This window comes from Mesorhizobium sp. B2-3-11, assembly GCF_006442215.1.
GTDB lineage: Bacteria > Pseudomonadota > Alphaproteobacteria > Rhizobiales > Rhizobiaceae > Mesorhizobium > Mesorhizobium salmacidum.
This window is the reverse complement of the sequence record NZ_VFVS01000016.1, coordinates 19,801-39,356: the sequence shown is the minus strand read 5'-3', so window position 1 is coordinate 39,356 and position 19,556 is coordinate 19,801. Positions and strand designations below refer to the sequence as shown.

General features: G+C 59.7%; 18 protein-coding genes. 9 read left to right on the top strand and 9 right to left on the bottom strand.

The features are described 5' to 3' along the window. Positions 1-173: 173 nt before the first annotated feature. The 3 genes from FJ960_RS20840 to FJ960_RS20830 all read right to left on the bottom strand — a co-directional run bounded on the left by FJ960_RS20840 (position 174) and on the right by FJ960_RS20830 (position 3,095). Positions 174-1,097 (bottom strand): glycosyltransferase family 8 protein, encoded by a 924-nt coding sequence (locus tag FJ960_RS20840; protein ID WP_140716446.1) that lies wholly within the window; start codon positions 1,095-1,097, stop codon positions 174-176. A gap of 85 nt (positions 1,098-1,182) precedes the next feature. Continuing rightward, entirely contained in the window at positions 1,183-2,037 is an 855-nt protein-coding gene (locus FJ960_RS20835) for a glycosyltransferase family 2 protein (protein WP_140716444.1), read from the bottom strand. Then, positions 2,034-3,095 carry a polysaccharide pyruvyl transferase family protein gene (locus tag FJ960_RS20830; RefSeq protein ID WP_140716442.1) on the bottom strand — a complete coding sequence of 354 codons (1,062 nt, stop codon included), beginning with the start codon at positions 3,093-3,095 and terminating at the stop codon, positions 2,034-2,036. The genes FJ960_RS20835 and FJ960_RS20830 overlap by 4 nt, the downstream gene beginning before the upstream one ends. Before the next feature lie 208 nt (positions 3,096-3,303). On the opposite strand from FJ960_RS20830, the gene FJ960_RS20825 reads away from it, so the two are divergent. The 3 genes from FJ960_RS20825 to FJ960_RS20815 all read left to right on the top strand — a co-directional run bounded on the left by FJ960_RS20825 (position 3,304) and on the right by FJ960_RS20815 (position 6,964). Continuing rightward, positions 3,304-4,809 carry a lipopolysaccharide biosynthesis protein gene (locus FJ960_RS20825; protein ID WP_140716440.1) on the top strand — a complete coding sequence of 502 codons (1,506 nt, stop codon included), beginning with the start codon at positions 3,304-3,306 and terminating at the stop codon, positions 4,807-4,809. Further along, positions 4,806-5,780 carry a glycosyltransferase gene (locus FJ960_RS20820; protein WP_140716438.1) on the top strand — a complete coding sequence of 325 codons (975 nt, stop codon included), beginning with the start codon at positions 4,806-4,808 and terminating at the stop codon, positions 5,778-5,780. The genes FJ960_RS20825 and FJ960_RS20820 overlap by 4 nt, the downstream gene beginning before the upstream one ends. Before the next feature lie 137 nt (positions 5,781-5,917). Next, positions 5,918-6,964 carry an acyltransferase gene (locus FJ960_RS20815; RefSeq protein WP_181174279.1) on the top strand — a complete coding sequence of 349 codons (1,047 nt, stop codon included), beginning with the start codon at positions 5,918-5,920 and terminating at the stop codon, positions 6,962-6,964. A 358-nt stretch (positions 6,965-7,322) separates the two neighbouring features. Here FJ960_RS20815 and FJ960_RS20810 read toward each other — a convergent pair whose 3' ends face one another. The 5 genes from FJ960_RS20810 to FJ960_RS20790 form a co-directional block, all read right to left on the bottom strand. Then, complete coding sequence (locus FJ960_RS20810; RefSeq protein ID WP_140716434.1) at positions 7,323-8,654, bottom strand: UDP-glucose/GDP-mannose dehydrogenase family protein; 1,332 nt, start codon at positions 8,652-8,654, stop codon at positions 7,323-7,325. 48 nt (positions 8,655-8,702) lie between these two features. Continuing rightward, on the bottom strand, positions 8,703-9,563 hold the full coding sequence (locus FJ960_RS20805; protein WP_140506640.1) for a family 16 glycosylhydrolase: 861 nt from the start codon (positions 9,561-9,563) through the stop codon (positions 8,703-8,705). A 148-nt stretch (positions 9,564-9,711) separates the two neighbouring features. After that, on the bottom strand, positions 9,712-10,113 hold the full coding sequence (locus FJ960_RS20800) for a hypothetical protein (protein ID WP_140716432.1): 402 nt from the start codon (positions 10,111-10,113) through the stop codon (positions 9,712-9,714). Positions 10,114-10,410: 297 nt separating this feature from the next. Next, positions 10,411-11,433, bottom strand: a complete 1,023-nt coding sequence (locus FJ960_RS20795) for a glycosyltransferase family 2 protein (RefSeq protein WP_140506643.1) — start codon at positions 11,431-11,433, stop codon at positions 10,411-10,413. 61 nt (positions 11,434-11,494) lie between these two features. Beyond that, entirely contained in the window at positions 11,495-12,625 is a 1,131-nt protein-coding gene (locus tag FJ960_RS20790; RefSeq protein WP_140506645.1) for a nucleotidyltransferase family protein, read from the bottom strand. 436 nt (positions 12,626-13,061) lie between these two features. Here FJ960_RS20790 and FJ960_RS20785 point away from each other — a divergent pair, with 436 nt between their 5' ends. The 6 genes from FJ960_RS20785 (at position 13,062) to FJ960_RS20760 (ending at position 18,880) form a co-directional block, all read left to right on the top strand. Next, positions 13,062-13,214 (top strand): lasso peptide, encoded by a 153-nt coding sequence (locus FJ960_RS20785; RefSeq protein WP_140506647.1) that lies wholly within the window; start codon positions 13,062-13,064, stop codon positions 13,212-13,214. 134 nt (positions 13,215-13,348) lie between these two features. Continuing rightward, positions 13,349-13,648 (top strand): PqqD family protein, encoded by a 300-nt coding sequence (locus tag FJ960_RS20780; protein WP_140506649.1) that lies wholly within the window; start codon positions 13,349-13,351, stop codon positions 13,646-13,648. A gap of 109 nt (positions 13,649-13,757) precedes the next feature. Continuing rightward, a complete protein-coding gene (locus FJ960_RS20775; RefSeq protein ID WP_246672889.1) occupies positions 13,758-14,150 on the top strand; it encodes a lasso peptide biosynthesis B2 protein in 393 nt (130 codons plus the stop codon). Then, complete coding sequence (locus FJ960_RS20770; RefSeq protein ID WP_140506652.1) at positions 14,147-16,069, top strand: lasso peptide isopeptide bond-forming cyclase; 1,923 nt, start codon at positions 14,147-14,149, stop codon at positions 16,067-16,069. The genes FJ960_RS20775 and FJ960_RS20770 overlap by 4 nt, the downstream gene beginning before the upstream one ends. Next, positions 16,066-17,043, top strand: coding sequence for a serine kinase (locus tag FJ960_RS20765; protein WP_140506654.1), 978 nt, complete (start codon positions 16,066-16,068; stop codon positions 17,041-17,043). Before FJ960_RS20770 ends, FJ960_RS20765 begins: the two co-directional genes overlap by 4 nt. After that, positions 17,036-18,880: an ABC transporter ATP-binding protein gene (locus tag FJ960_RS20760; RefSeq protein ID WP_140506655.1), complete on the top strand. Its 1,845-nt coding sequence runs from the start codon at positions 17,036-17,038 to the stop codon at positions 18,878-18,880. The genes FJ960_RS20765 and FJ960_RS20760 overlap by 8 nt, the downstream gene beginning before the upstream one ends. Before the next feature lie 23 nt (positions 18,881-18,903). Here FJ960_RS20760 and FJ960_RS20755 read toward each other — a convergent pair whose 3' ends face one another. After that, positions 18,904-19,179: an exopolysaccharide production repressor exox gene (locus tag FJ960_RS20755; protein ID WP_140506657.1), complete on the bottom strand. Its 276-nt coding sequence runs from the start codon at positions 19,177-19,179 to the stop codon at positions 18,904-18,906. Positions 19,180-19,556 lie beyond the last annotated feature (377 nt).

The window sequence follows — 19,556 nt, the reverse complement described above, 5'->3', positions numbered from 1 at the left end:
AGAACCACACGCTCCGGATGGATTTGTCACATTATTTCAAAGGCTTGCTGGCTCTGGAAGCTTCGCTTGGGAAGTCAGGCCGCGGAAGACCATCGACTGGCGATAAATTTGTCCACGGTGCATATTGCGCTGCAGCATAAAATGCGTGGATCGACACGAAGCAGGATGGCGCCCTACGGATTGGCCGAGCCCCGAGCCAAATTCGGTTTCTTGAATAGGTACTTAAGCCACATTTTGATGATGTCTCGATACCTGATGTTCTCCTTTCGCATGACCTCCCCGGCGAATCCCGACCGGAGCAGGTGCTTCCAATAAAGCCACGCAAACGGGTGCCACTCTCCAGCCTTCCACGGCTTAACGCTCTCCGTAAAGTGGATGATTTTCGGCACGGTATGCCTATCTCTCGACATCACGCGCCATGCGGCTAGATCATCGTACATAAACTCTCTCTGGAAATTCCACGTCGCATCCACCTGCTTCCACTTACCCCACAACATAACATTCAGGGCGTCCTGATCGGCATATTCAAACTTGGATGGATGCTCCAGCAACAGATTCAATGCACCTCTCAGAATTCCATCAATACGAGCCCGCTGCATGTCAAGTACCATCATCCCCGCGTTAAAATATTGACCGGGAAGGGTCAAATTATACCTCTGCGCGAACGCTTCTATATTTATACCAGGATCAGGAACAGCCGCACAAACACAGTGACCCAAATCACATTGCCAAAGCTCTTTCAGACTGCCCGTCACAACCATATCGATATCCAGGTATATGAGACGCGATATCGATTCATCCAGAACCTCGTCCATGATAAGACGCAAATAGGTAGCGCGGCTTATTTGCAGAAGAGGAGGCAATGTCAAAGCATCGTGACCAACAATTGAATACCAGCGAACCTCCATCCCTCTCAATTCGGCCGATATTAATTTTTGCAAATCTTCACTTATAGCATCATGTATAATATGCACGTTGAAGGTGTCATCATGACCAGAATTTGATTGGACTGATCTCAATAGTGTAACCAGATGCGGTACATAGTTTGTATCGGACACGCATACTATGTTGATATTTTCATCAACAGAATTTCTCATCACCGTTCCTCAAACTAAAAAAGCCGTTCTGATCTTTCGAACGCCAAAAATCTCAGCCACCACGACCCGGGAGATGCTTCACGGCTCAAAAATATCGCGACTTTGCACTTGGTTGCTTGAAATTTGCTTTAGTCATAGCCCAGGCAAAGCCGAAATGCACTCGAGCTTTTTCTGGTCGGCGGCGCAAAGTGGCGAGAATACCTCGCAGAAGCCGAGCGATGATCCTGTCCGGCAAAAGTAGCCGCCGATTGACGAAGTATCCAATTGCCAATTCCTCCCGCAGAAGCTTGGTCTCGCTCCATGTCTCGGCGTTGTGGTTGGGATTGCTGTAGCTGACATCCCTGGTGTCGATGCGCAACATCGCGTGATGGCGGGATGCCAAATAGTACTTGGTCCATTCCTGGTCCTCGGCCGAAAAGACCTCCTCCCGGAAGGGACGCTCTCGCAGCAGTCGAGTAGGGATCATGGCCATGGTATTGGACAGGCCATTTCTGCCGTTGAAGTTGTGATTGGTCATAACGGTATGGCACTCGTGTGGGGCATCCTGTGCTGGTGGATGCCTCCAGTAGACAATCTCCATGCCCCCACTAATACCAGCGTCCCATCCTTTCGCTATCAGGTCAGGCGCCCGAATGAGCATGTGGCTGCTGATGATGAGCGTGAGAGGCTGGTCGTTGACCACGACACCGAGATTGATCGCTTTCGAAAAATTGAAGTCCTCGGAAGGATATGTCACGATATCCGCACCAAGCTCTTCAAACGCGCTGGATACGGCCGGATCGCGCGACGAATCCACGATGATCAACCGTTTCGGAGGCACGCTTTGTCTTCGCAGCGCTTCTATCACTTCGATCAGGAGCGGCGTGCATTGATATGCGCGGATCACCGCCGCGTAATGCGGCGAAGAACTGCAATCCGGCATTCCAATGACCTGGCTCATTTCGGCGGCATCACGGCTTGGACAGCATGGACCATGTCGGAGGGACCATCAGCTAGCCGGCAGATGGGCGCCGCATGTGTCCAGGTGTCGTAAAAAGCAGCAGCTTTGGCATCGAAGGATCTGAAAACGACGTTCGGGATTCCGAGAATCGTGCTCAGAATATGAGCATGCAACCGATCGGTGACCACAATACGCCCGCGACTCAACAGATCGATACCCACCCTCAGCCGGGTCTCCGCGTAGCGTCGGCGTGCGATAAGCGCCAAGGGCGCCAGCAGCGGATAGGCGGCAGGAAACTTACGCGTGAATTTGGAGAACAATATGTCCCCCAATCGAGCCGCGGTTCTGGGATCATCCAACCAGTCTCTCGCCTCCGCGGAAAGCCCCATCTGGTTCAGCTGCCTCTTGATTTCTTCATGCGGCGCCACCGCTTCCTTGTCAGTGCGCAACAGGCAGAACGCGTCCACATTTGCCGGCTTGCGGACGATCCGGTCCATGGCGAATGCCATGTCCGGACAGAGCACCACTTGGCAATCGAAATTCGCCCGGGCAAAAGCTTCACTTTTTGTGTCACGAGCCAGCAATGTGAAATCGGAATGCGCGGCGATGGCGTCACGCGTCTCCTGCAACACCGCCGGTGAGTCGAAATGGATGCTTTGAGACAGCTGGATGGTCGGTCGATTGGGAAAGCGTCGAAGGATTTTCAAACGAAACTCGTGGTGGTGAGGATATATATCCCCGAAATTGCCCCCGCCATGCATCAAGAGAACGGATGCGCGCTCGATGTGTCGGTCAGATGACGGGCTGTAGGTACTCCAGTCGTGGAATGCCACTTGGCTGCCGGGAAGCTCGCGTTTGAAAAAATCCAATTCGCCCAACAAGATCGCGCAGTCGCCGACGTTGGGATGCTCCGGTGGATCAATAAGGTGGATGCGCTCGCCGCGTCCGGCTATCAGCGGGAGCAAGACTTCTCTGATACGATGCCGCAAGGCAATTTGAAGATCTTCGGTCGTTCGGCTCCCTTGCGGGGGGTCTTCCAGCCATTTCTGGTGCGTCATCAGAAGTCGATCCTTTTGTGTGTCGCTCTTTCCATCTTGCCCCACCGACTGCGGTGCACAATAGCCATATCCGTTTTAATGCTGCACTGCGGCATAAATGCTTGCGCCCTGACCCGACGGGGAATAAAAACGATCGCATCGGACATTGATCGAATATCGATCGCGGGCGGGGATGTGTCGGTTCTGAGTGTACTGGAGGCGCCGGCGCGTGGATGGAATCAAGGGAAGACTGGCCAAAGGCGCGGCATGGATCACCGCGGCTCGGCTCATCACCAATCTCCTGGGCTTGGTAAGCACGCTTGTCCTAGCGCGGCTGCTCACTCCCGGCGATTTCGGAATTGTCGCCCTCGGCTGGACCGTGCTCGCGATCTTGAACTCAGTCACCGAAATTTCGATCGGCGCTGTGCTCATCCATCATCCAAATCCCACCAAGGAACATCTTGATACCGCCTGGACGCTAAGCGCGGTGCGTGCCGCGGCGGTCGCCGCGATGCTTATGGTCGTCGCGATGCCGGCCGAATCGGCGTTCGCGGAACCGCGCTTGCCGCCGGTGCTGGCGGCGTTGGCAATTTCGACACTGATAGGAGGGCTTGGCAGTCCGCGTCGAATCCTCCTCACGCGCGACCTGGTGTTCTGGCAGCAATTCCTGGTCGAAGTTTCCCAGAAGCTTGTCGGGCTCATCGTGTCGGCCGTGTTCGCGTTCATCTTCAAAAGCTACTGGGCGCTTGTTGCGGGAACGTTGGCATCGGATTTCACTGGCCTCGTCATTTCCTATATAGTCGCGCCCTTCAAGCCAAAGCCCGGCTTGCGGCACTGGCGCGAGATGTTCGGCTATTCCATCTGGCTGACTCTTGCACAGGCTATCAACACACTGAACTGGCGGTTCGACCATCTGCTGATCGGGGCCTTCCTCGGCAAGACCCCGCTTGGATATTATTCGGTGGGCGACAATCTCGCCGCCATGCCGACGCGCGAGGCGATCGCTCCTTTGACCTCGGTGCTGTTTCCTGCATTCGCCCATGTGAAGAACCGCGACGACGGCGGCCTGGAGAAGGTCTACCAGTCGTCGCAAGCGCTCGTCACGATGATCGCATTGCCCGTCGGCGTCGGAATGGCGCTGATCGCCGAACCATTGGTCCGGCTGACGATGACGGACAAGTGGCTTCCCGCCGTAATCGTGATCCAGGCGTTGTCTGCCGTGTTTGCCATTCAAACCCTGGGAAGCCTGGCGCAACCGCTGGCGATGGCAACGGGGGACACGCGATTGCTGTTCAAGCGTGACGTTCAGGCATTCATCCTGCGCGTCCCCTCGGTCGTCGTGGGACTTTGGCTTGGTGGACTTGCCGGCGTGGCAATCGCGCGAGCGGTGGCGGGGGTCATCGGCATCTTTTTCAATCTTCAGGTCGTGCGGCAACTCACCGGCATTGGCTATCTTGCACAGGTGCGCCCCAATCTGCGAAGCCTGGCAAGTGCCGGAGTCATGATCGCGGCCGTGCTCGTCTCTCGGTCGGCGCTTCCATCCGGCGTCGAAATATCCGAGATGATTTTGAACCTCGCGTCACAGATCGCCATTGGAGCGATCTCTTTTGCCGGAGCGCAATTGCTGCAGTGGAATTTGATGCGACGACCTGTAGGACCCGAAACTGAACTGATTGCCATGGGCAAGCGGCTTTTGATGGGCAGGGGCGCACGCCTGCTTGGACGGTGGGCATGACAGGGAAAAAGCACGACACCGCGGTCGTCTTCGTGACCGACAACGGATATCTCGGTCCGTCACTCCTGGCGGCACTTCAGTTGACGGCGCAAGGCATCGACGCGTTGGCCGACATCATGATCTACACGGTCGGTGTCGATCCAGCACTGATCGACACACTTCAGAACCGTGCAGGTCGGGCGATATCCTTCATCGCGCTGCCCGACACGTCCTATGTGCCACCGGATGGCGTGGCGTTTGCCAAGAACCACGTGCCAGTCACCGCTTTGGCGCGGCTCGTGATAGCCGACCATTTGCCGTCGCAGTATCGCAACATCGTTTACCTTGATGGCGATATCCAAATCGTTGGAGACATTGCGCCGCTCGTTCGGCATCGGGTCCGGGACGGTTGGATCGCGGCCGGCAGGGGTAGCGCCTGGCTCGATCCCGACGATAGATTGGGGCTTAATCCTAAAGGCTATTTCGATGTGTTGGCGGGAGCCACGCGTCAGAGCTACTTCAACTCCGGAGTGCTGGCATGCAACCGGGACACTTGGGCCATTTATGGTCCCAAAGCGCTAAACGCATTCTTCAGCAACGGCGACACATTCATTCGGCACGACCAGAGTGCGCTCAATGCCGTCTTTGAGCAAAATGTCGAACCGCTCTCGCCGGCCTATAATTTCCACAATGTCTACGCCAAGCTCAAGTGCCACGGAATTCTCGCGCCAAAGATCATCCATTTCACCGGCCCCGCCAAACCCTGGAAGGCTGCCGTCCCGCCATGGGGATGGCGTTTCCACAAGTCTTATACCGATCTCATGGAGCGCTTTCCGGAGCTTGCGTCGGTCTTCAAAGTCGAACCTTACGCGCCGCAGCCGACACCCGGCCTGCGTGCGAGGATTTCAACCCTTCGGGGCGCTCGCACTCGAATATCCCAGCGCCGGGCATTTCGTGCCTATGTCAAGCGGGACTTCTTCGCAGTTAGATAACCGCCGCTATGTCGATTAATTCAGGGCGCGAATATTGGCTCAAGACCGTTTCAATTCCCTGCATGCAATTCGTGGAATTGCCGCTATCGTCGTACTAACGAGCCACTTGGTGTTGGCAATTCCAGGTATCGATTTGCTTGTGTGGGCAGACCCGAACGCGACACGCCATTTCACCTGGCGTTGGGAAAAACGTAATTACCTATTCTCCGCTCCACATCTTCTGGAGTGGGCACGAAGCAGTACTGGTGTTTTTCATATTAAGCGGCTTTGTCTTGACGTTGGCTATTCTCAAGGCACGGGATTCTTTTGCCAATTATGCCGCAAAGAGAATAGTGCGAATTTGGATGCCCTTTGCCGTCGCATTGTTGCTGGCAATAATTGCATCAAAGGCTCTTTTCGTTCAACCCATCGGAGATGGATACAGCGAATGGCTCCAGCACATGCCACCTGGTGCGATTTCAATCAAGTCCGTCGTGGGTCATTTGTTAATGACAGGACTGACCCAACATATGACGCTATCGCCCATAATGTGGTCTCTCGTACACGAGATAAGAATATCCATCGCGATGCCATTCATAGTCTGGGGCGTTCTGAAATTTCCAAAGGCCATGGTAACTTTGTCGTTGGTCCTCTTGGTGCCCGGGGCGATCTGGCCCGAAGCATTTAGCCTTACCGCCAGCAGCGTAACGCAGTCTCTTCTGCAGACCTCCATTTATATCCCGATCTTTGTCGGCGGAGCTTTCCTGGCCGTCTATCGAGACACACTGAAAACAGCTATCGCCAAATATCCAACCGTTGTCGTTGCGTTGATGTGGGCCATGGGAATTCTTCTTTTGGAGGCTCGTTGGATCATCTATGACGGGTTACTTTTCAGCCACATCTCCTCCGGAGTTGGTGCTGGCCTCATAATTCTTATGGCGTTCGCTTCGCCCGGGAGCAGCCGTTTCCTCGATAAGCCGCCGCTGATATGGCTGGGGGATATATCTTACCCATTGTACCTCACTCATTTCACTGTGCTCATCGCTGTCGCCAAAATAGGTACGTTGATTGGTGCTCCTGCGTGGATCGTCCTGCCCATGGTTCTTGCAGTGTCGCTTTTGGTAGCCGATATTTTCCGAAGAATGGTCGATAGCCCTGTGCAAAATCTCAACAAGATGTTTTCGGCCAAGCCCCGAACCGCCTAAGTGCGTCGCGTCGAAACGGATTCAGGCGACACGCTTGGTCTTTGTTTTACGCATGTCGTCTTCCCAAACCGAGATCACTTTTGGGCGACGTGCATTGACCCGCGGCGTCCCATTGAAGTGGCATGGTGGCCAGCCCGTGAGCGTCGAGCGATCGACATGATCGCCTCAATTCACACACCACGATGACGCGCTGCTCAGCTGGAGTGATGGCGCGTTGCACGGGGCTACACGAATTCAAGGCCGGCTAGCCAATTCAAGCTGGCCTATTTTCCGTCGACCTAATGCATGTCGCGCAAACTGCCCAGAGCGCGGAGCGCACAACGCCGGGTTAACAGCAGTCGTGATTGTATTCAGCTGCTCACGCGGCCAGCCTGCCAATCGAGTGATATTCGATGCCGTGGCGCGCCACGACCTTGGGATCGTAGAGGTTGCGGCCATCGAAGATGACCGGCGTGGTCAGTGCAGCCTTCAGCGCATCGAAGGACGGTGCGCGAAAATTCTTCCATTCGGTGGCGATCAGCAGCGCATCGGCGCCGCGCAATGCCGCTTCCTTGGTGCCGCACAACATCAGGTCGTCACGCAGCCCATAGATGGCCTGGCATTCCTGCATGGCCTCGGGGTCATAGGCCTGCACGGTCGCGCCGGCGCTCCAAAGCGCTTCCATCAGCACACGCGCCGGCGCCTCACGCATGTCGTCGGTGTTGGGCTTGAAGGCCAAGCCCCACAGCGCGAAGATCTTGCCCGTGAGATCACCCTTGAAATAGCGGTGCACCTTGTCGAACAGGACGGATTTCTGGTCGTTGTTGCGCTCCTCGACGGCGCGCAGCAGCTTGGCGTCGAATTTGACGCCCTCGGCGGTCTTGATCAGAGCGCGGACGTCCTTGGGAAAACACGAGCCGCCATAGCCGAGGCCCGGATAGATGAAGTGGTAGCCGATGCGCGGATCGCTGCCGATACCCTTGCGCACCTCCTCGATGTCGGCGCCGAGCTGCTCGGCGAGGTTCGCCATCTCGTTCATGAAGCTGATCTTGGTCGCCAGCATGCAGTTGGCGGCGTATTTCGTGAATTCGGCGCTCCGAACGTCCATCACGATCATCTTCTCATGGTTGCGATTGAAGGGCGCGTAGAGTTCGCGCATCACCGCTTCGGTGTCCTCGCTGCTGGTGCCGACGATGATGCGGTCGGGCTTCATGCAGTCGGCGACGGCGGAGCCCTCCTTGAGGAATTCGGGATTGGAGGCGACGTCGAAGCGCAAATCCTCGCGCCCCCTTTTCTTCAGCGTCTCGGCGATCCTAGCCTTCACCTTTTCGCAGGTGCCGACCGGCACGGTCGACTTGCCGACGACGATCTTGGCGGTATCCATCTCGCGCCCGATGGTCTCGGCGACCGTCAACACGTATTTGAGGTCGGCCGAACCGTCCTCGCCGGGCGGCGTGCCGACCGCTATCATCTGGATTTCGCCATGCCTGACGGCGGCCGCCGCATCGGTGGTGAACTTGATGCGGCCGGCGGCGTGATTCTCCCTGACGATGCTTTCAAGGCCTGGCTCGAAGATCGGGACTAGGCCCTGGTTGAGCCGCTCCACCTTGCTTGCGTCGATGTCGACGCAAACGACCTGGTGTCCAACCTCGGCAAGCACCGCCGCCTGCACGAGGCCGACATAGCCAATTCCAAACACCGTCAAGTTCATGCGGTTTGATTCCCATCAGGCAGCGGGCCTCTTCTCGGCCCTGCCGGTTCAATTCGTCTTTCCGAACTCCTTTATACTGCACACCAGCGATTCCGGAAATTGGCAGGGCTGGCCGAGCGCGGTGAAGGCGACACGTTCGACCTGCAGCGAAAGCTTGCGGCCCGGATCGGCGAACGCTCCCATCCAGCCCTTCATCGTGTCGCTGCCCCAAAAGCTGAAGAAAATCCTCTGCGCATGGCTGGGCAGCTTCGCAGGATCGGTGATGGTGTTCACAAGCTGGCCGTTGAGGTACCAGCGAAGACTATCCTTCTCCCAGACGAAGGCGTAGTCGTTGAAGGCACTGTCGGTGCCACCGGGCACGTCGACCAGCTTCTCGTTCTTGCCCTTGCCGGCGATATAGGCGTTGACCTGCACCTTGGACGTGTCCTTGGTGAGGACCTCGAAATCGATCTCGTCCCAGGGCTGCTTGTCGGACGGGCCGATATAGGAAAAGAAGGCCGCATTGAGGCCGGCGCCTGTATCGGTTTTCATTCGCGCCTCATAGGTACCATAGCCGAAGCGCTGCTTGGTCTGTATCTCACCGCAGGCGAACTCACGATCCTTGGTCTTCTGCTTCGCGAAACCGAGCGAAAGAACGCCGTCGGAAAGCTGGACCAGGCCTTTCGACCAGGTGCAATTCTGATGGCTGCCGTTTGTCCAGCCATCTGAAACGTACCAGCGCTCGCGGTCGAAACTCTTGAAGTCGTCGACGAAAGAGGGCGCGGACTGGACATCCTGCGCATGAGACGCGGTTGCCGGCAGGCTGCCAAGAGCGGCGAGCAGCAAAGCGACTGCCAGGCCGGACCGCCAGCCGAAATGCAGGGGGGTGTCGATTGCTGTCGTGGACATGATTTTGGGATCCGAATTCATGACAAACTCACCTTTGCGCTGTGCGTCCCCAACCCAAAGTCGACGCTTGAACCGCTTCCAAACGGGCCAACCTTGACCTCTTCAATCACCCTCCCGACTTCCTCCAGTCTTGCATCACCTCCGTCGTAACGGTCCCGCGCCGCCGCCTTCACCCCCGGCCGGCTCCTGCCCGCCAGGCCGATGCGACCGTGGCCGGTGAATCGGTGGCCGCGTTCTCGTCGAAGACCACATCCAGCGAATGCCGGAGCTCGCGCACCATGCCGCCCTGGCGCGACAATGCCGCGATGCGGCGCTCGCTTTTCAAGATCGACTGCGTCAGCGCGCTGACCTCGGACGCGCGGCGGTCGGAGGCGGAACCGTTTTCCACGGCTTCGACTGGGAAAGCCGCGTTGGTCGCCTCCTTGCGGTAGCGGCTCTCCAGGCTGGTTTTCTCGGCATCGATTTCAGCCGCGACCTGCTCGAACAGCTTCGCCAGCCGGTCGAGACGCGCAACGTCTGCCTGCCTGTCGCGGATAGGATCCCTTGATCTGAAGCCGAATATCGAGGCCATGAGCTTAAATTCCCGTCATCGCCGGCTTTCTGGACCGGCTTTCCGTCCGGGCCACTGGCCGATCCCCGCAACCGGGGCTCAAAAACTCGTACCGCGTCCACTTCTCCGAAGAAGAGAGACTTGGGACCAGTCCGATCGGGGGCCAATTCGGCTGACCGTTCAATTTGCTGCATCGCAACATAGACTGCCATCCTTGGAGCCGCGAGGCAACCACCCAATTCGTAAACTCATGAATCCGATCGAATGGTTTGCGTGGCACGCTCCCGGGCGGCAGGCAGCACCGGACGGTCCCGCGCCTTACCGTCCCTTGCCCGTGCTGGTTCCGTCCATCAGGAAACGCAGCGTCGGCACGCGCTTGTTCCTGGACACGAGGCCAACACTGCGAAACAGCGCCTCGAGCTTGTCCGATGCCACCCCCTGGACGATAGGAATGAGGTTGGATTGGCTTGCGAAGGCGTAGGCCGCGGCCGAAGCCAGGCCTCGCTCGGCCTTCACGTCGAGGAAATTGCGCAGCCGGTATTTGTCGCGCACATGCCGCTCGTGCCGCCGCAGTACCGCCTTGGACCCTTCCGGCAGGCTGTCGATGGCCAGCAGCGCCAGATCGGCATCGGCCAGCCGCTTCAGGTCTTGCGTCTTGTGGCGGCCACTGAGCGAATCGGCGCGCACGATGGCGCCGTAACCGCAGGAGCGGATGACCTTGAACCGTGCCCCGTGGGCGACCGCCCGCGCGTAAAGCACATAGTCCTCGCCCAGTCGCAGGCTTTCGTCGTAGCGCAATCCGTGGCGGTCGAGGAAGGCACGGCTGATCACGGGCTTCAAGAAGCCGAGCTCGCCTCTTTGCACGCGGCGTCTGGAGATATTGCCTTCCACGAAGCTTTCGAAATCCAGGAATTCCGGATCGGCGGCAAAATCCGGGGCGACGATTTTGGTCGCGTCACCGGTCGCGTCATCTCTGATAAGCATGATGTTGTCGGCGGCGAAATCCCAGTCGGCGCCGGCAAACAGGTTGCGAAACCGGCCCTCGAGGAAGAAATCGTCGGCGTCCAGAATGCTGACGAACGGCGCTCGTGAGCGGGCGATCGCGGCATTGCGGGCAAAGGACGGGCCGCGGTTGACGTCGAGGCGCATGACGGTAAGCCGACCGCTGCCATCATCGGCGGAGCGGGCGACCTCGGCCGTAGTGTCGGTAGAGCCGTCGTCGACGACGACGACCTCCGCCACTTCCGGTTCGCGCAGCGCGGATCCGATGGCGACCGCGATGGTGCGCGCCGCGTTCTTGGCCGCGATGATCACGCAGACCTGGGATTTCGTCATCGACATGGAATTTGCCTCTTGCACAGGTTCCGTTCTGCCCTCGCCCTGTACCCGATACCCACTGCCATCATGGACTGGCCGGCCGTTCGAAGATGCGGCGGCTGATGTCCGCCGACGCGGCCCAGCCAACCTCGGCCAGATAGCGGACGGGAGCCCGCCCGCACAATTCCCACAACACCGTCCGCCGCTGCGGCCAACGCAGCGACAACAGCCATGGCGCAATGACCATGTTGAGCAGATCCTCATTGCCAATGCGCGACAGGATCGGCTTGGCCCGCTCCGACAGAAGCGTGCCGGTGCCGCCCAGCAGCACATCGGCGGCGCGCAGGCCGAACAGCAAGGTGTCTTCCAGTCCCTGGTTCACCGCGGCATCGAGCACGCGCTGCTGATCAGCCTCGTCGAGTCGGCTGGCGCTGGCCCTGATATCGCAGACATAGCCGGCGCAGGGCTCGCGGTTGAACAGGGCCTTGGCGACGCTGATGCAGGACAGCATCAAAGTGTCGGCGGCTGACGTGAAGGGGACTTCGGCGCCGGAAATCTCGACCAGCCGTTTTCGCCGCAGGAACCCGTCGGCATCGCGGGGACTGGGCGAGCCGGGCTGCTGAAGCCGGTAATGAAGATCGACCGTGGATGATTTCGGCCCATTGCCGCGGACCATGTGCTGTTCGCCGAGGAAGCGGACCCACCAGACCGAACGTGACTTGCCTGACACCTCGTAGCCGATCGAGCGCAACACTTCGCGTGCCTTCGAGAACCCGGCCGGCGAGACCAGGATGTCGACATCGCCTGCAGGCTTCATGAAGTGATCGTCGTAAAGCAGATGCTGCTGGAACGGCCCCTTCAGGAAGACGAAATCAATCCGCCTGTCGAGCAGTGCCTCGTTGATGGCCATCGAATCCATCAGGCAGGCGGCGTTCATCGAAACCGTGCTTCTACGATAGGTTTCAAGCCACTGGAAGAGCTCGGCCGGCCTGTCATTCGCCGGCGCACGCGACAGGGCCTTCAGAACGAAGGTACCGACCTTGTTGAGCCTGGCGATATCGGCGACGACAGCGACGGAAAGGCCAGGCGGCGACACCTCGCCCGCCGAGGCGGCCGTTCCTGCGAAATACAATCGTAAGCAGGCCTGCACATAGGCGATCTCATTGGCGCAGTCCGTGGCGCGCAATCTTTCATAAGAGCTTTCCGGCAAGGCCATTGAGCGCACAGTCTCCAAAAAACGGTTTGCGCATCGCGCTATGCTGCACCTGCGAAGCAAAGCATCCTTAAAAACCGCGGCGCCGTAAAGCCTTTCCTTTCGCAGTGCAAAATTTTGCAACCGCCGGGCTATCGGCGGCGGTCAGTTCAAAGGAGGGATATAGTCTAGTGTCATCTAGAATCAATCGCCTGCGTTATTTTCCCTTAAAATAGTAGAATCAAAGGTTTACAGGGCTTCTGGCAGCAGGGGCCGATTGCATGCGGCCTTATCTCAAAAGAGGCGAGTCTCTTATACCGGGTGACGTTCGCAACCCATAATTGATTAACGCAAGGTAAATGAGGCTTGACTCATAAATGTTGCCATGCAGCTATTGCAATGCAGCATTAAAGTGCTGACGGCAATCGACAGGCCGTTTCAAGTCCTAATGGAGAGTAAAATGGAACAGAATGTTGAAAAGCATGAGTATGAAACGCCAAACCTGACGGTACATGGTTCAATTGAAACCATTACGCAGGGCGGCGGTGGCAACACGGCACTCGACGCGTCGTTTCCCGCGCACACCCCGATCGGCGACCTGACTTTCTCCTGAGACCAGCCTGATGCTGGAGGAGTGACGTTGGGCCTCCAGGATCCAAGACCAAAATGGAGCCGGGGATGAAAATCCCCGACTTTCCGCCTTGAACCGACGACGTGTAGGCCGTGTGTTGCAAACGAGGTTTTAGGATGAACTGGAACCCCTCCGAGCAGGATTGCGTAAGGGCCACCAAGGACGCCGTTGCTTGCGAATTCGGCAGTGGCCTCGCGCTTCTCAACCTGAAATCCAATATTTATTACAGCCTCAACGGTGTCGGGGCCTTCATTTGGGAACTGATCCAGGAATCCAAATCGATCGCCGATATCCGCAGCGCGGTTCTCGCTCGCTACAATGTCGACGCCGAACGCTGCAAGGCCGACGTCGACGCATTGCTGAAAGGCTTGATTGAAAACGGGCTTGCGAGGCTTGAGCATGAGGCCCTCGTCTAGGCAGATGTCACAAAAGGCCGTGGTTCCGCAGCAAAGACCTGTGACACAGGGACATCCCCGGCCGATGAAGCAGCGGCCTGGCGGGCGGAGCCTGGCGAGGGTTTTGTCCTTGAGCGGCTCGGAAGCGTTTTTCCTGTGCCGCTGCCTGCTGGTGGTCGCGGCCGTCCGGCTCGGGCTGACATTGTTCTCCTACAACCGCGTCCGCGGGATGGTGACACGGCTCAACGCGCGCCAATGTGCCAGCATGGGCGAGTTGCGGCTTGTCGCCTGGGGGGTTGCAGCGGCCGCACGGTTCGTGCCGGGCGCCACATGCCTGACCCAGGCGCTTTCGGGCCAATACCTCCTGGCGCGCCAAGGCAATGCCTCGAATGTCCGCATCGGCATCGAGCGCGGCACGGGCGAGCGATTGAAGGCGCATGCCTGGCTGGTCAGCGACAACCACATCGTGCTTGGCGGATCCATCGATGGTTTCGCCCATCTGGTCGACCACGGCAGCCGATGAGCGGCGTGGCCGGAATCCTGCTGCGACAGGGCCCCGCGCCGGCTGAAGCGGCGAGCGGCATCCAGCAGATGCTGGCGCGCATGCGCCATCGTGGCCCAGACGGAAGCTCATGGTGGCTGGACAGCGGCATCGCGCTTGGCCACGCCTGGCTGAACACGACCGACGAAGCCGGCCCCGGCCCGCTGACCATGGCCGGCGGCAAGCTGGCCATCACCGCCGACTGCCGGCTCGACAACCGCGACGAGTTGCTCGCCAGGCTCGGTATCAGGGACAGCTCAGTCGCCGACGCGGTATTGCTGATGCGGGCCTATCTGCGCTGGGGTGAAGCCTGCCCCGTGCATCTGCAAGGCGATTTCGCCTTTGCCGTCTGGGATGCCGAGCGGCAACTTTTGTTCTGCGCGAGGGACCATTTCGGGGTCAAGCCATTCTACTACCACGCCGCGGAGCGACGCTTTGCCTTTGCCTCCGAGATCGGGCCAATGCTCGACCTCGACGGGGTCGATGCGCGCCTCAGCGAGCACCGGATTTCTGGATTCCTGGCCGGGCTTGCCGATGACCCGCAATCCACGCCCTATAGCGACATCTTCGCCCTGCCGGCGCGTCACAGTCTCACCGTCAGCGCGCAACGTCTGGTGCTGCGCCGGTATTGGCAGATCGAACCATCGCAGGGGGTGCCGCGGTCTGATGCCGCGGAAGAATTCGCCCATCTGTTCTCGCAAGCGGTCCGAAATCGCATGCGGGGAAGTCCGTCGGTCGGTGCGATGCTCAGCGGCGGCCTCGATTCCTCCTCGATCGCCTGCGTGGCCGGGCTGCAAAATGCGGCCGGGCGCAAGCCGAAGCTGCCGACCTTCTCACTGGTTTTCGACAGGGGTTCGTCGATGGACGAGCGCTCCTTCATCGATGCGGTGCTGGATCAGCAGAAGGCCGATCCGACGCTGATCCCTGTCGGCAACTATGAGCCTTTCGCTGAGTTCGAACGGGTACTGGAGGAGCAGGAAGGCACCTTCCTGGCGCCGGGCCTGACGCTGACCCGCGGCATCTACCGGACGGCGGGCGCCAAGGGCATCAAGGTGCTGCTCGACGGCCATGGCGGCGACGAAGTCGTTTCGCAGGGACATGGCCATCTGCACGAGCTTGCCAATGGCGGCAGATGGCTGGACCTCTGGCGCGAGGTCCGCAGCGCCTCCAACACCTATGGCGGCAGCACGCTCGGCCTCTATTTCCAGTTTCTCACCATTTACGGACCGGCCTGGCGCATCGCCAGGCTGAGACAGCTGGGGAACCGAGCCGTGAACAGGATAGGCAGGCCTGCCAAATCGCAGCGTGGCCGGAGCTGGCGCGACCTGATCAATCCGGACCTTGTCCGGCGAACGGAGCTCATCGACCGGTTCCACCGAGCCGGCTATATGCCGCCCAGCATCCAGGCCAGCGACGCGCTCAGCCACCGCTGGATCCTGTCCAACGGATATGTCCCGCATTCTTTCGAGGTTCTGGACAAGGCCGCCGCCAATTTCGGCGTCGAGCCGCGTTATCCGTTCTGGGATAAGCCGCTGGTCGAATTCTGCCTGGGGCTGCCGGGCGAGCAGAAGCTCAGTCACGGCTTTGGCCGCTACGTGTTGCGCCAGGCCATGGAGGGTATCCTGCCGGCGGCGGTCCAATGGCGGCGCGACAAGATCGATTTCACCGCCAATCTCGTCAACGGCATGGTGCGCAATCATCGCGACCTGCTGGAGCAGTTGCTGGTTGGCGATGCGGGTCGCATCGCACCTTATGTCAACCTGCCGGAAGTAAACGCCGCCTATGCGCGGCTGCTGCGCCAGCCGGACCAGGCGGCACCGCTCGACGTCCAGTATGTCTGGCGCTCGGCTTCACTGTCGCTGTGGCTGCGGCAGGTCCAGCATGGCGGGAGCCCCGCATGATGTCTCGCCATGAGCCGTTCGGCGGCGATCTCGACCATCTTGCCCAGCGCGGCGGGATCGCGGGAGAACGACGTTACTACCGCGCCTACGGCCTGATCATCGCATCCGATGTGTCACTGCCCGAACTGGAGCCGGCGGAACCGGCGGCGGCCGACATCGAGATCGCCATCGGCCCGATCGATATGCCCAAGCCCTCGGCGGAGGCCGCGACCGTCTTCCGCTTCGAGCCCGGCCGGCAGTATCTGGCCTGGGAGGCCGTCGGCGCATTCCTGATCAGCGACGCGCGCCGCATCGATGTCCAGCCGGCGCCCGGCGTCGACGACGCCTTGCTTGCATTCCCGCTGCTGGGGCCGGTGCTGGCGCTGCTTCTGCACCAGCGCGGCCTGCTGGTTCTACATGCCAGCGCCATTGCGGTGACCGGCAGGGGCGCCATCTTCATGGGCGACAAGGGCGCCGGCAAATCGACGACGGCAAGCGCGTTGGTCCGGGCCGGACACGATCTGCTTACCGACGACGTCGTGGCGATCGACCTGGCAGACCCGAACCAGCCGATGATCGTTCCGGGGTTTCCGCAGATCAAGCTTGCCGCCGATGCCGCGGCGGCGATCTCGCTTGGGCAGGCGCAAGTGCGGCCGCAAGTGCATCCCGCGATCGAGAAAATGCAGCATCGCCTGCACGGCGCCTTCTCCGGCAACAAGGTGCCGGCGGCCAGGATTTACATCCTCGAGCGCGGCGAAAGGGCTGGGATCACCCCCTTGCCTCACATCGCCGCCTTGCCGGCCATCATCAAATTCTCCTACGTGACGCGGTTCGGCCGCGCTGCACTCTCCGGCGATTTCGCGGCGATGCATCTTCGCCACTGTTCAGCAATCGCTAACCATGTCGGCGTGTGCCGGCTGGACGTTCCGACGGGCATCGACAGGATCGGCGAGGCCGTAGCGCTGATCGAGAAGGAACTGGCTGGAGATGCCTAGGTCATCGGTCTTCAGCCTGTCGCTGTTTCGCGATGTCGCGGCGTTCGGTGCCGTCATTGCCCAGATCGGCGGGCGGCGAACCTGGACGGCGCTGTTGTTCCTGATCCTCGGCAGCCTGACCGAAGGCATCTCCATCCTGCTGCTGGTGCCGCTGCTGCATCTGGTCGGGCGCGCCGACCAGGATTTCGCGGTCAGGCTGCCGAACATTGATTTTGTGCGCTGGCTGGTGCCAGGCGGAACGCTGCAGCTGACCACGGTGCTCTGTGCGCTGGTCGGGCTTATTGCCGTGCAGGCAGCTTTCAACCGCTTCAAGTCAGTCTATATGGCAAGGCTGCTCTTCGATTTCATCAACCGCTTGCGCATGAACCTGTTCGAGAGCATCGGCAAGGCGCGGTGGGGCGTGTTCACGCGCATGCGCGGCTCCGATCTCGACCATGCCCTGACCGGTGACATAGACCGCGTCCAGGGGGCGGCCTTTTCCCTGCTGATGCTGGTGCAGATCGCCGTGCTGCTGGCGGGCTATCTCGTGATTTCCATGTTCATTTCGCCGGTCATGACGGCGTTTGCCGTTGTCATCGGCATCGTGATGTTCATAGCGCTGCAGCCGTTCCGCTCGCGCGCCACCGCTTTCGGCCGGATCCTGACGACCAATCGCCAGGATCAGTACCGCACGGTCTCGGAATTTCTCGGCGGCATCAAGGTGGCCAAGAGCCTGAATGTCGAGGCCAGCTATTTCGCGCAGCTGCAGGCCACGCTCGAAAAGATGAAGGCCGACAACATCGCCTATGTCCGCAATTCTTCGATCGGCACCGCCGTGTTCCAGGTGGCGAGCGTCGTGGGCTTGAGCGTCTTCATCTACGTGGCGCTGGTCCGCTTCCACCTGTCGCTGGCCGAGATCGTCGTGCTGCTCCTGGTCTTCATGCGAATCGCGCCGCGCTTCATGGACATGCAGACGCAGGCCCAGCAGCTGCTGATCAACCTGCCCGCCTACACAGCAATGCGTAGCCTGCAGGCACGTTTCGACGCCGAGCGCGAACCGGGCCATATCGAACCCAGGGACGCCCGCAAGCTGTCGCTCGATACGGGGCTGAACATTCGTGATGTCTCCTTCGCCTATGACGACGGCACCGGCAAGGCGGTGGTGAGCGACATCACTTTCGGCCTCCCGGCCGGCAAGGTCACCGCTCTGATCGGCCCGTCCGGATCAGGCAAGAGCACGATCGCCGACATGCTGCTCGGGCTGCTCGAGCCGACCGCCGGCAAGATCCTCGTCGATGGCGTCGAGATCGATGCCGGCAATCGCCGCCGCTGGCGCGATCGGGTGGCCTATGTGCCGCAGGACGTGTTCCTGCTGCATGACACGATCGCGGCGAACCTGCGGCTTGCCGCCCCGCAGGCCGGCAACGACGAATTGTGGACGGCACTGCGCGCCGCGCACGCCGGCGAATTCGTCGAACGGCTCGACCTGGGACTGGAGACGGTGGTCGGCGACCGCGGCGTACGCCTCTCGGGCGGCGAGCGTCAGCGCATCGCGCTGGCGCGCGCGCTGCTGCGCAAACCCTTGCTGCTCATCCTGGATGAGGCAACAAGCGCGCTCGACTGGCAGAACCAGTCGCTTATCGCCCGGTCGATCGACGGCCTGCGCGGCGCGATGACGATCCTGACCATCGCGCACCGGCCATCGATGATCGCCTTCGCCGACTGGGTGGTGGCAATGGAAGGGGGCCGCGTCGTGGAAGTCGGGCAATATCAGCGGCTGAAGGCGAAGCCGGGCAGCCGGCTGTCCCGGATGCTGTCGGGAGAACAATCGGAGACTGAACCCGCCGATGTGGCCTGAGGACGGTGATATCCCCGTGGGATCTAATGCAGGCCCCGCCGGGCGCTGCCAAGCTTCTCGCCCTTGGGCACTTCGGTGGAGTTCTGCTTTCTCTCGGCTTCGCGCAGCCTGTCGGCTGGTGTCGGCGCACTACTGGCGATCATGGCATAAACAACCGCGAAATAACCGGCCTGGATGACCACGGCGCAGATGATGATACGCATCAGTGTCGTGCCAAGCGAAGCCCCACCTAGCCAGGACCAGGCAACGACGATCGCGAGCGCGAAGAGCATCCCAACGATGAATTTTGGAAGCGACATACCCAATAGCCCATAAACCGGCTCGGGTCATATCCAACGATAGCCCCACCCGAGCGCCGTCCCTTGTCATGCGGGCTTGTTGAGTCACCCGCTGCCGACCGGTTGCTTCCGGCCTTTCAACCTATCGTCACTATGACAGGTATAATTTGCAATTCTATTAAGGCGAGCAGAAGGCGGCAAGGGCAACCGCACATATTTTTGATTGAGCTTACGCCTTCGACTCTGCCATGCTGCAACGCACACGATCGCAATTCACTCAACCTGCAGCCGCCATAAGCTGCGAGTACAATCTATAATATTAAGCAGTATTTTAGGTGAATAGTTTCGAATATGGCATCTTCCTAAAGCACTGACATGCTCCCAGCCCTCGCCCCGAG

Excerpts from the sequence above, each read along its gene's own strand:
- FJ960_RS20840 (WP_140716446.1), bottom strand. The coding sequence starts at position 1,097 with ATGAGAAATTCTGTTGATGAAAATATCAACATAGTATGCGTGTCCGAT.
- FJ960_RS20835 (WP_140716444.1), bottom strand. The coding sequence starts at position 2,037 with ATGAGCCAGGTCATTGGAATGCCGGATTGCAGTTCTTCGCCGCATTAC.
- FJ960_RS20830 (WP_140716442.1), bottom strand. The coding sequence starts at position 3,095 with ATGACGCACCAGAAATGGCTGGAAGACCCCCCGCAAGGGAGCCGAACG.
- FJ960_RS20820 (WP_140716438.1), top strand. The coding sequence starts at position 4,806 with ATGACAGGGAAAAAGCACGACACCGCGGTCGTCTTCGTGACCGACAAC.
- FJ960_RS20810 (WP_140716434.1), bottom strand. The coding sequence starts at position 8,654 with ATGAACTTGACGGTGTTTGGAATTGGCTATGTCGGCCTCGTGCAGGCG.
- FJ960_RS20805 (WP_140506640.1), bottom strand. The coding sequence starts at position 9,563 with ATGAATTCGGATCCCAAAATCATGTCCACGACAGCAATCGACACCCCC.
- FJ960_RS20800 (WP_140716432.1), bottom strand. The coding sequence starts at position 10,113 with ATGGCCTCGATATTCGGCTTCAGATCAAGGGATCCTATCCGCGACAGG.
- FJ960_RS20795 (WP_140506643.1), bottom strand. The coding sequence starts at position 11,433 with ATGTCGATGACGAAATCCCAGGTCTGCGTGATCATCGCGGCCAAGAAC.
- FJ960_RS20790 (WP_140506645.1), bottom strand. The coding sequence starts at position 12,625 with ATGGCCTTGCCGGAAAGCTCTTATGAAAGATTGCGCGCCACGGACTGC.
- FJ960_RS20785 (WP_140506647.1), top strand. The coding sequence starts at position 13,062 with ATGGAACAGAATGTTGAAAAGCATGAGTATGAAACGCCAAACCTGACG.
- FJ960_RS20780 (WP_140506649.1), top strand. The coding sequence starts at position 13,349 with ATGAACTGGAACCCCTCCGAGCAGGATTGCGTAAGGGCCACCAAGGAC.
- FJ960_RS20770 (WP_140506652.1), top strand. The coding sequence starts at position 14,147 with ATGAGCGGCGTGGCCGGAATCCTGCTGCGACAGGGCCCCGCGCCGGCT.
- FJ960_RS20765 (WP_140506654.1), top strand. The coding sequence starts at position 16,066 with ATGATGTCTCGCCATGAGCCGTTCGGCGGCGATCTCGACCATCTTGCC.
- FJ960_RS20760 (WP_140506655.1), top strand. The coding sequence starts at position 17,036 with ATGCCTAGGTCATCGGTCTTCAGCCTGTCGCTGTTTCGCGATGTCGCG.
- FJ960_RS20755 (WP_140506657.1), bottom strand. The coding sequence starts at position 19,179 with ATGTCGCTTCCAAAATTCATCGTTGGGATGCTCTTCGCGCTCGCGATC.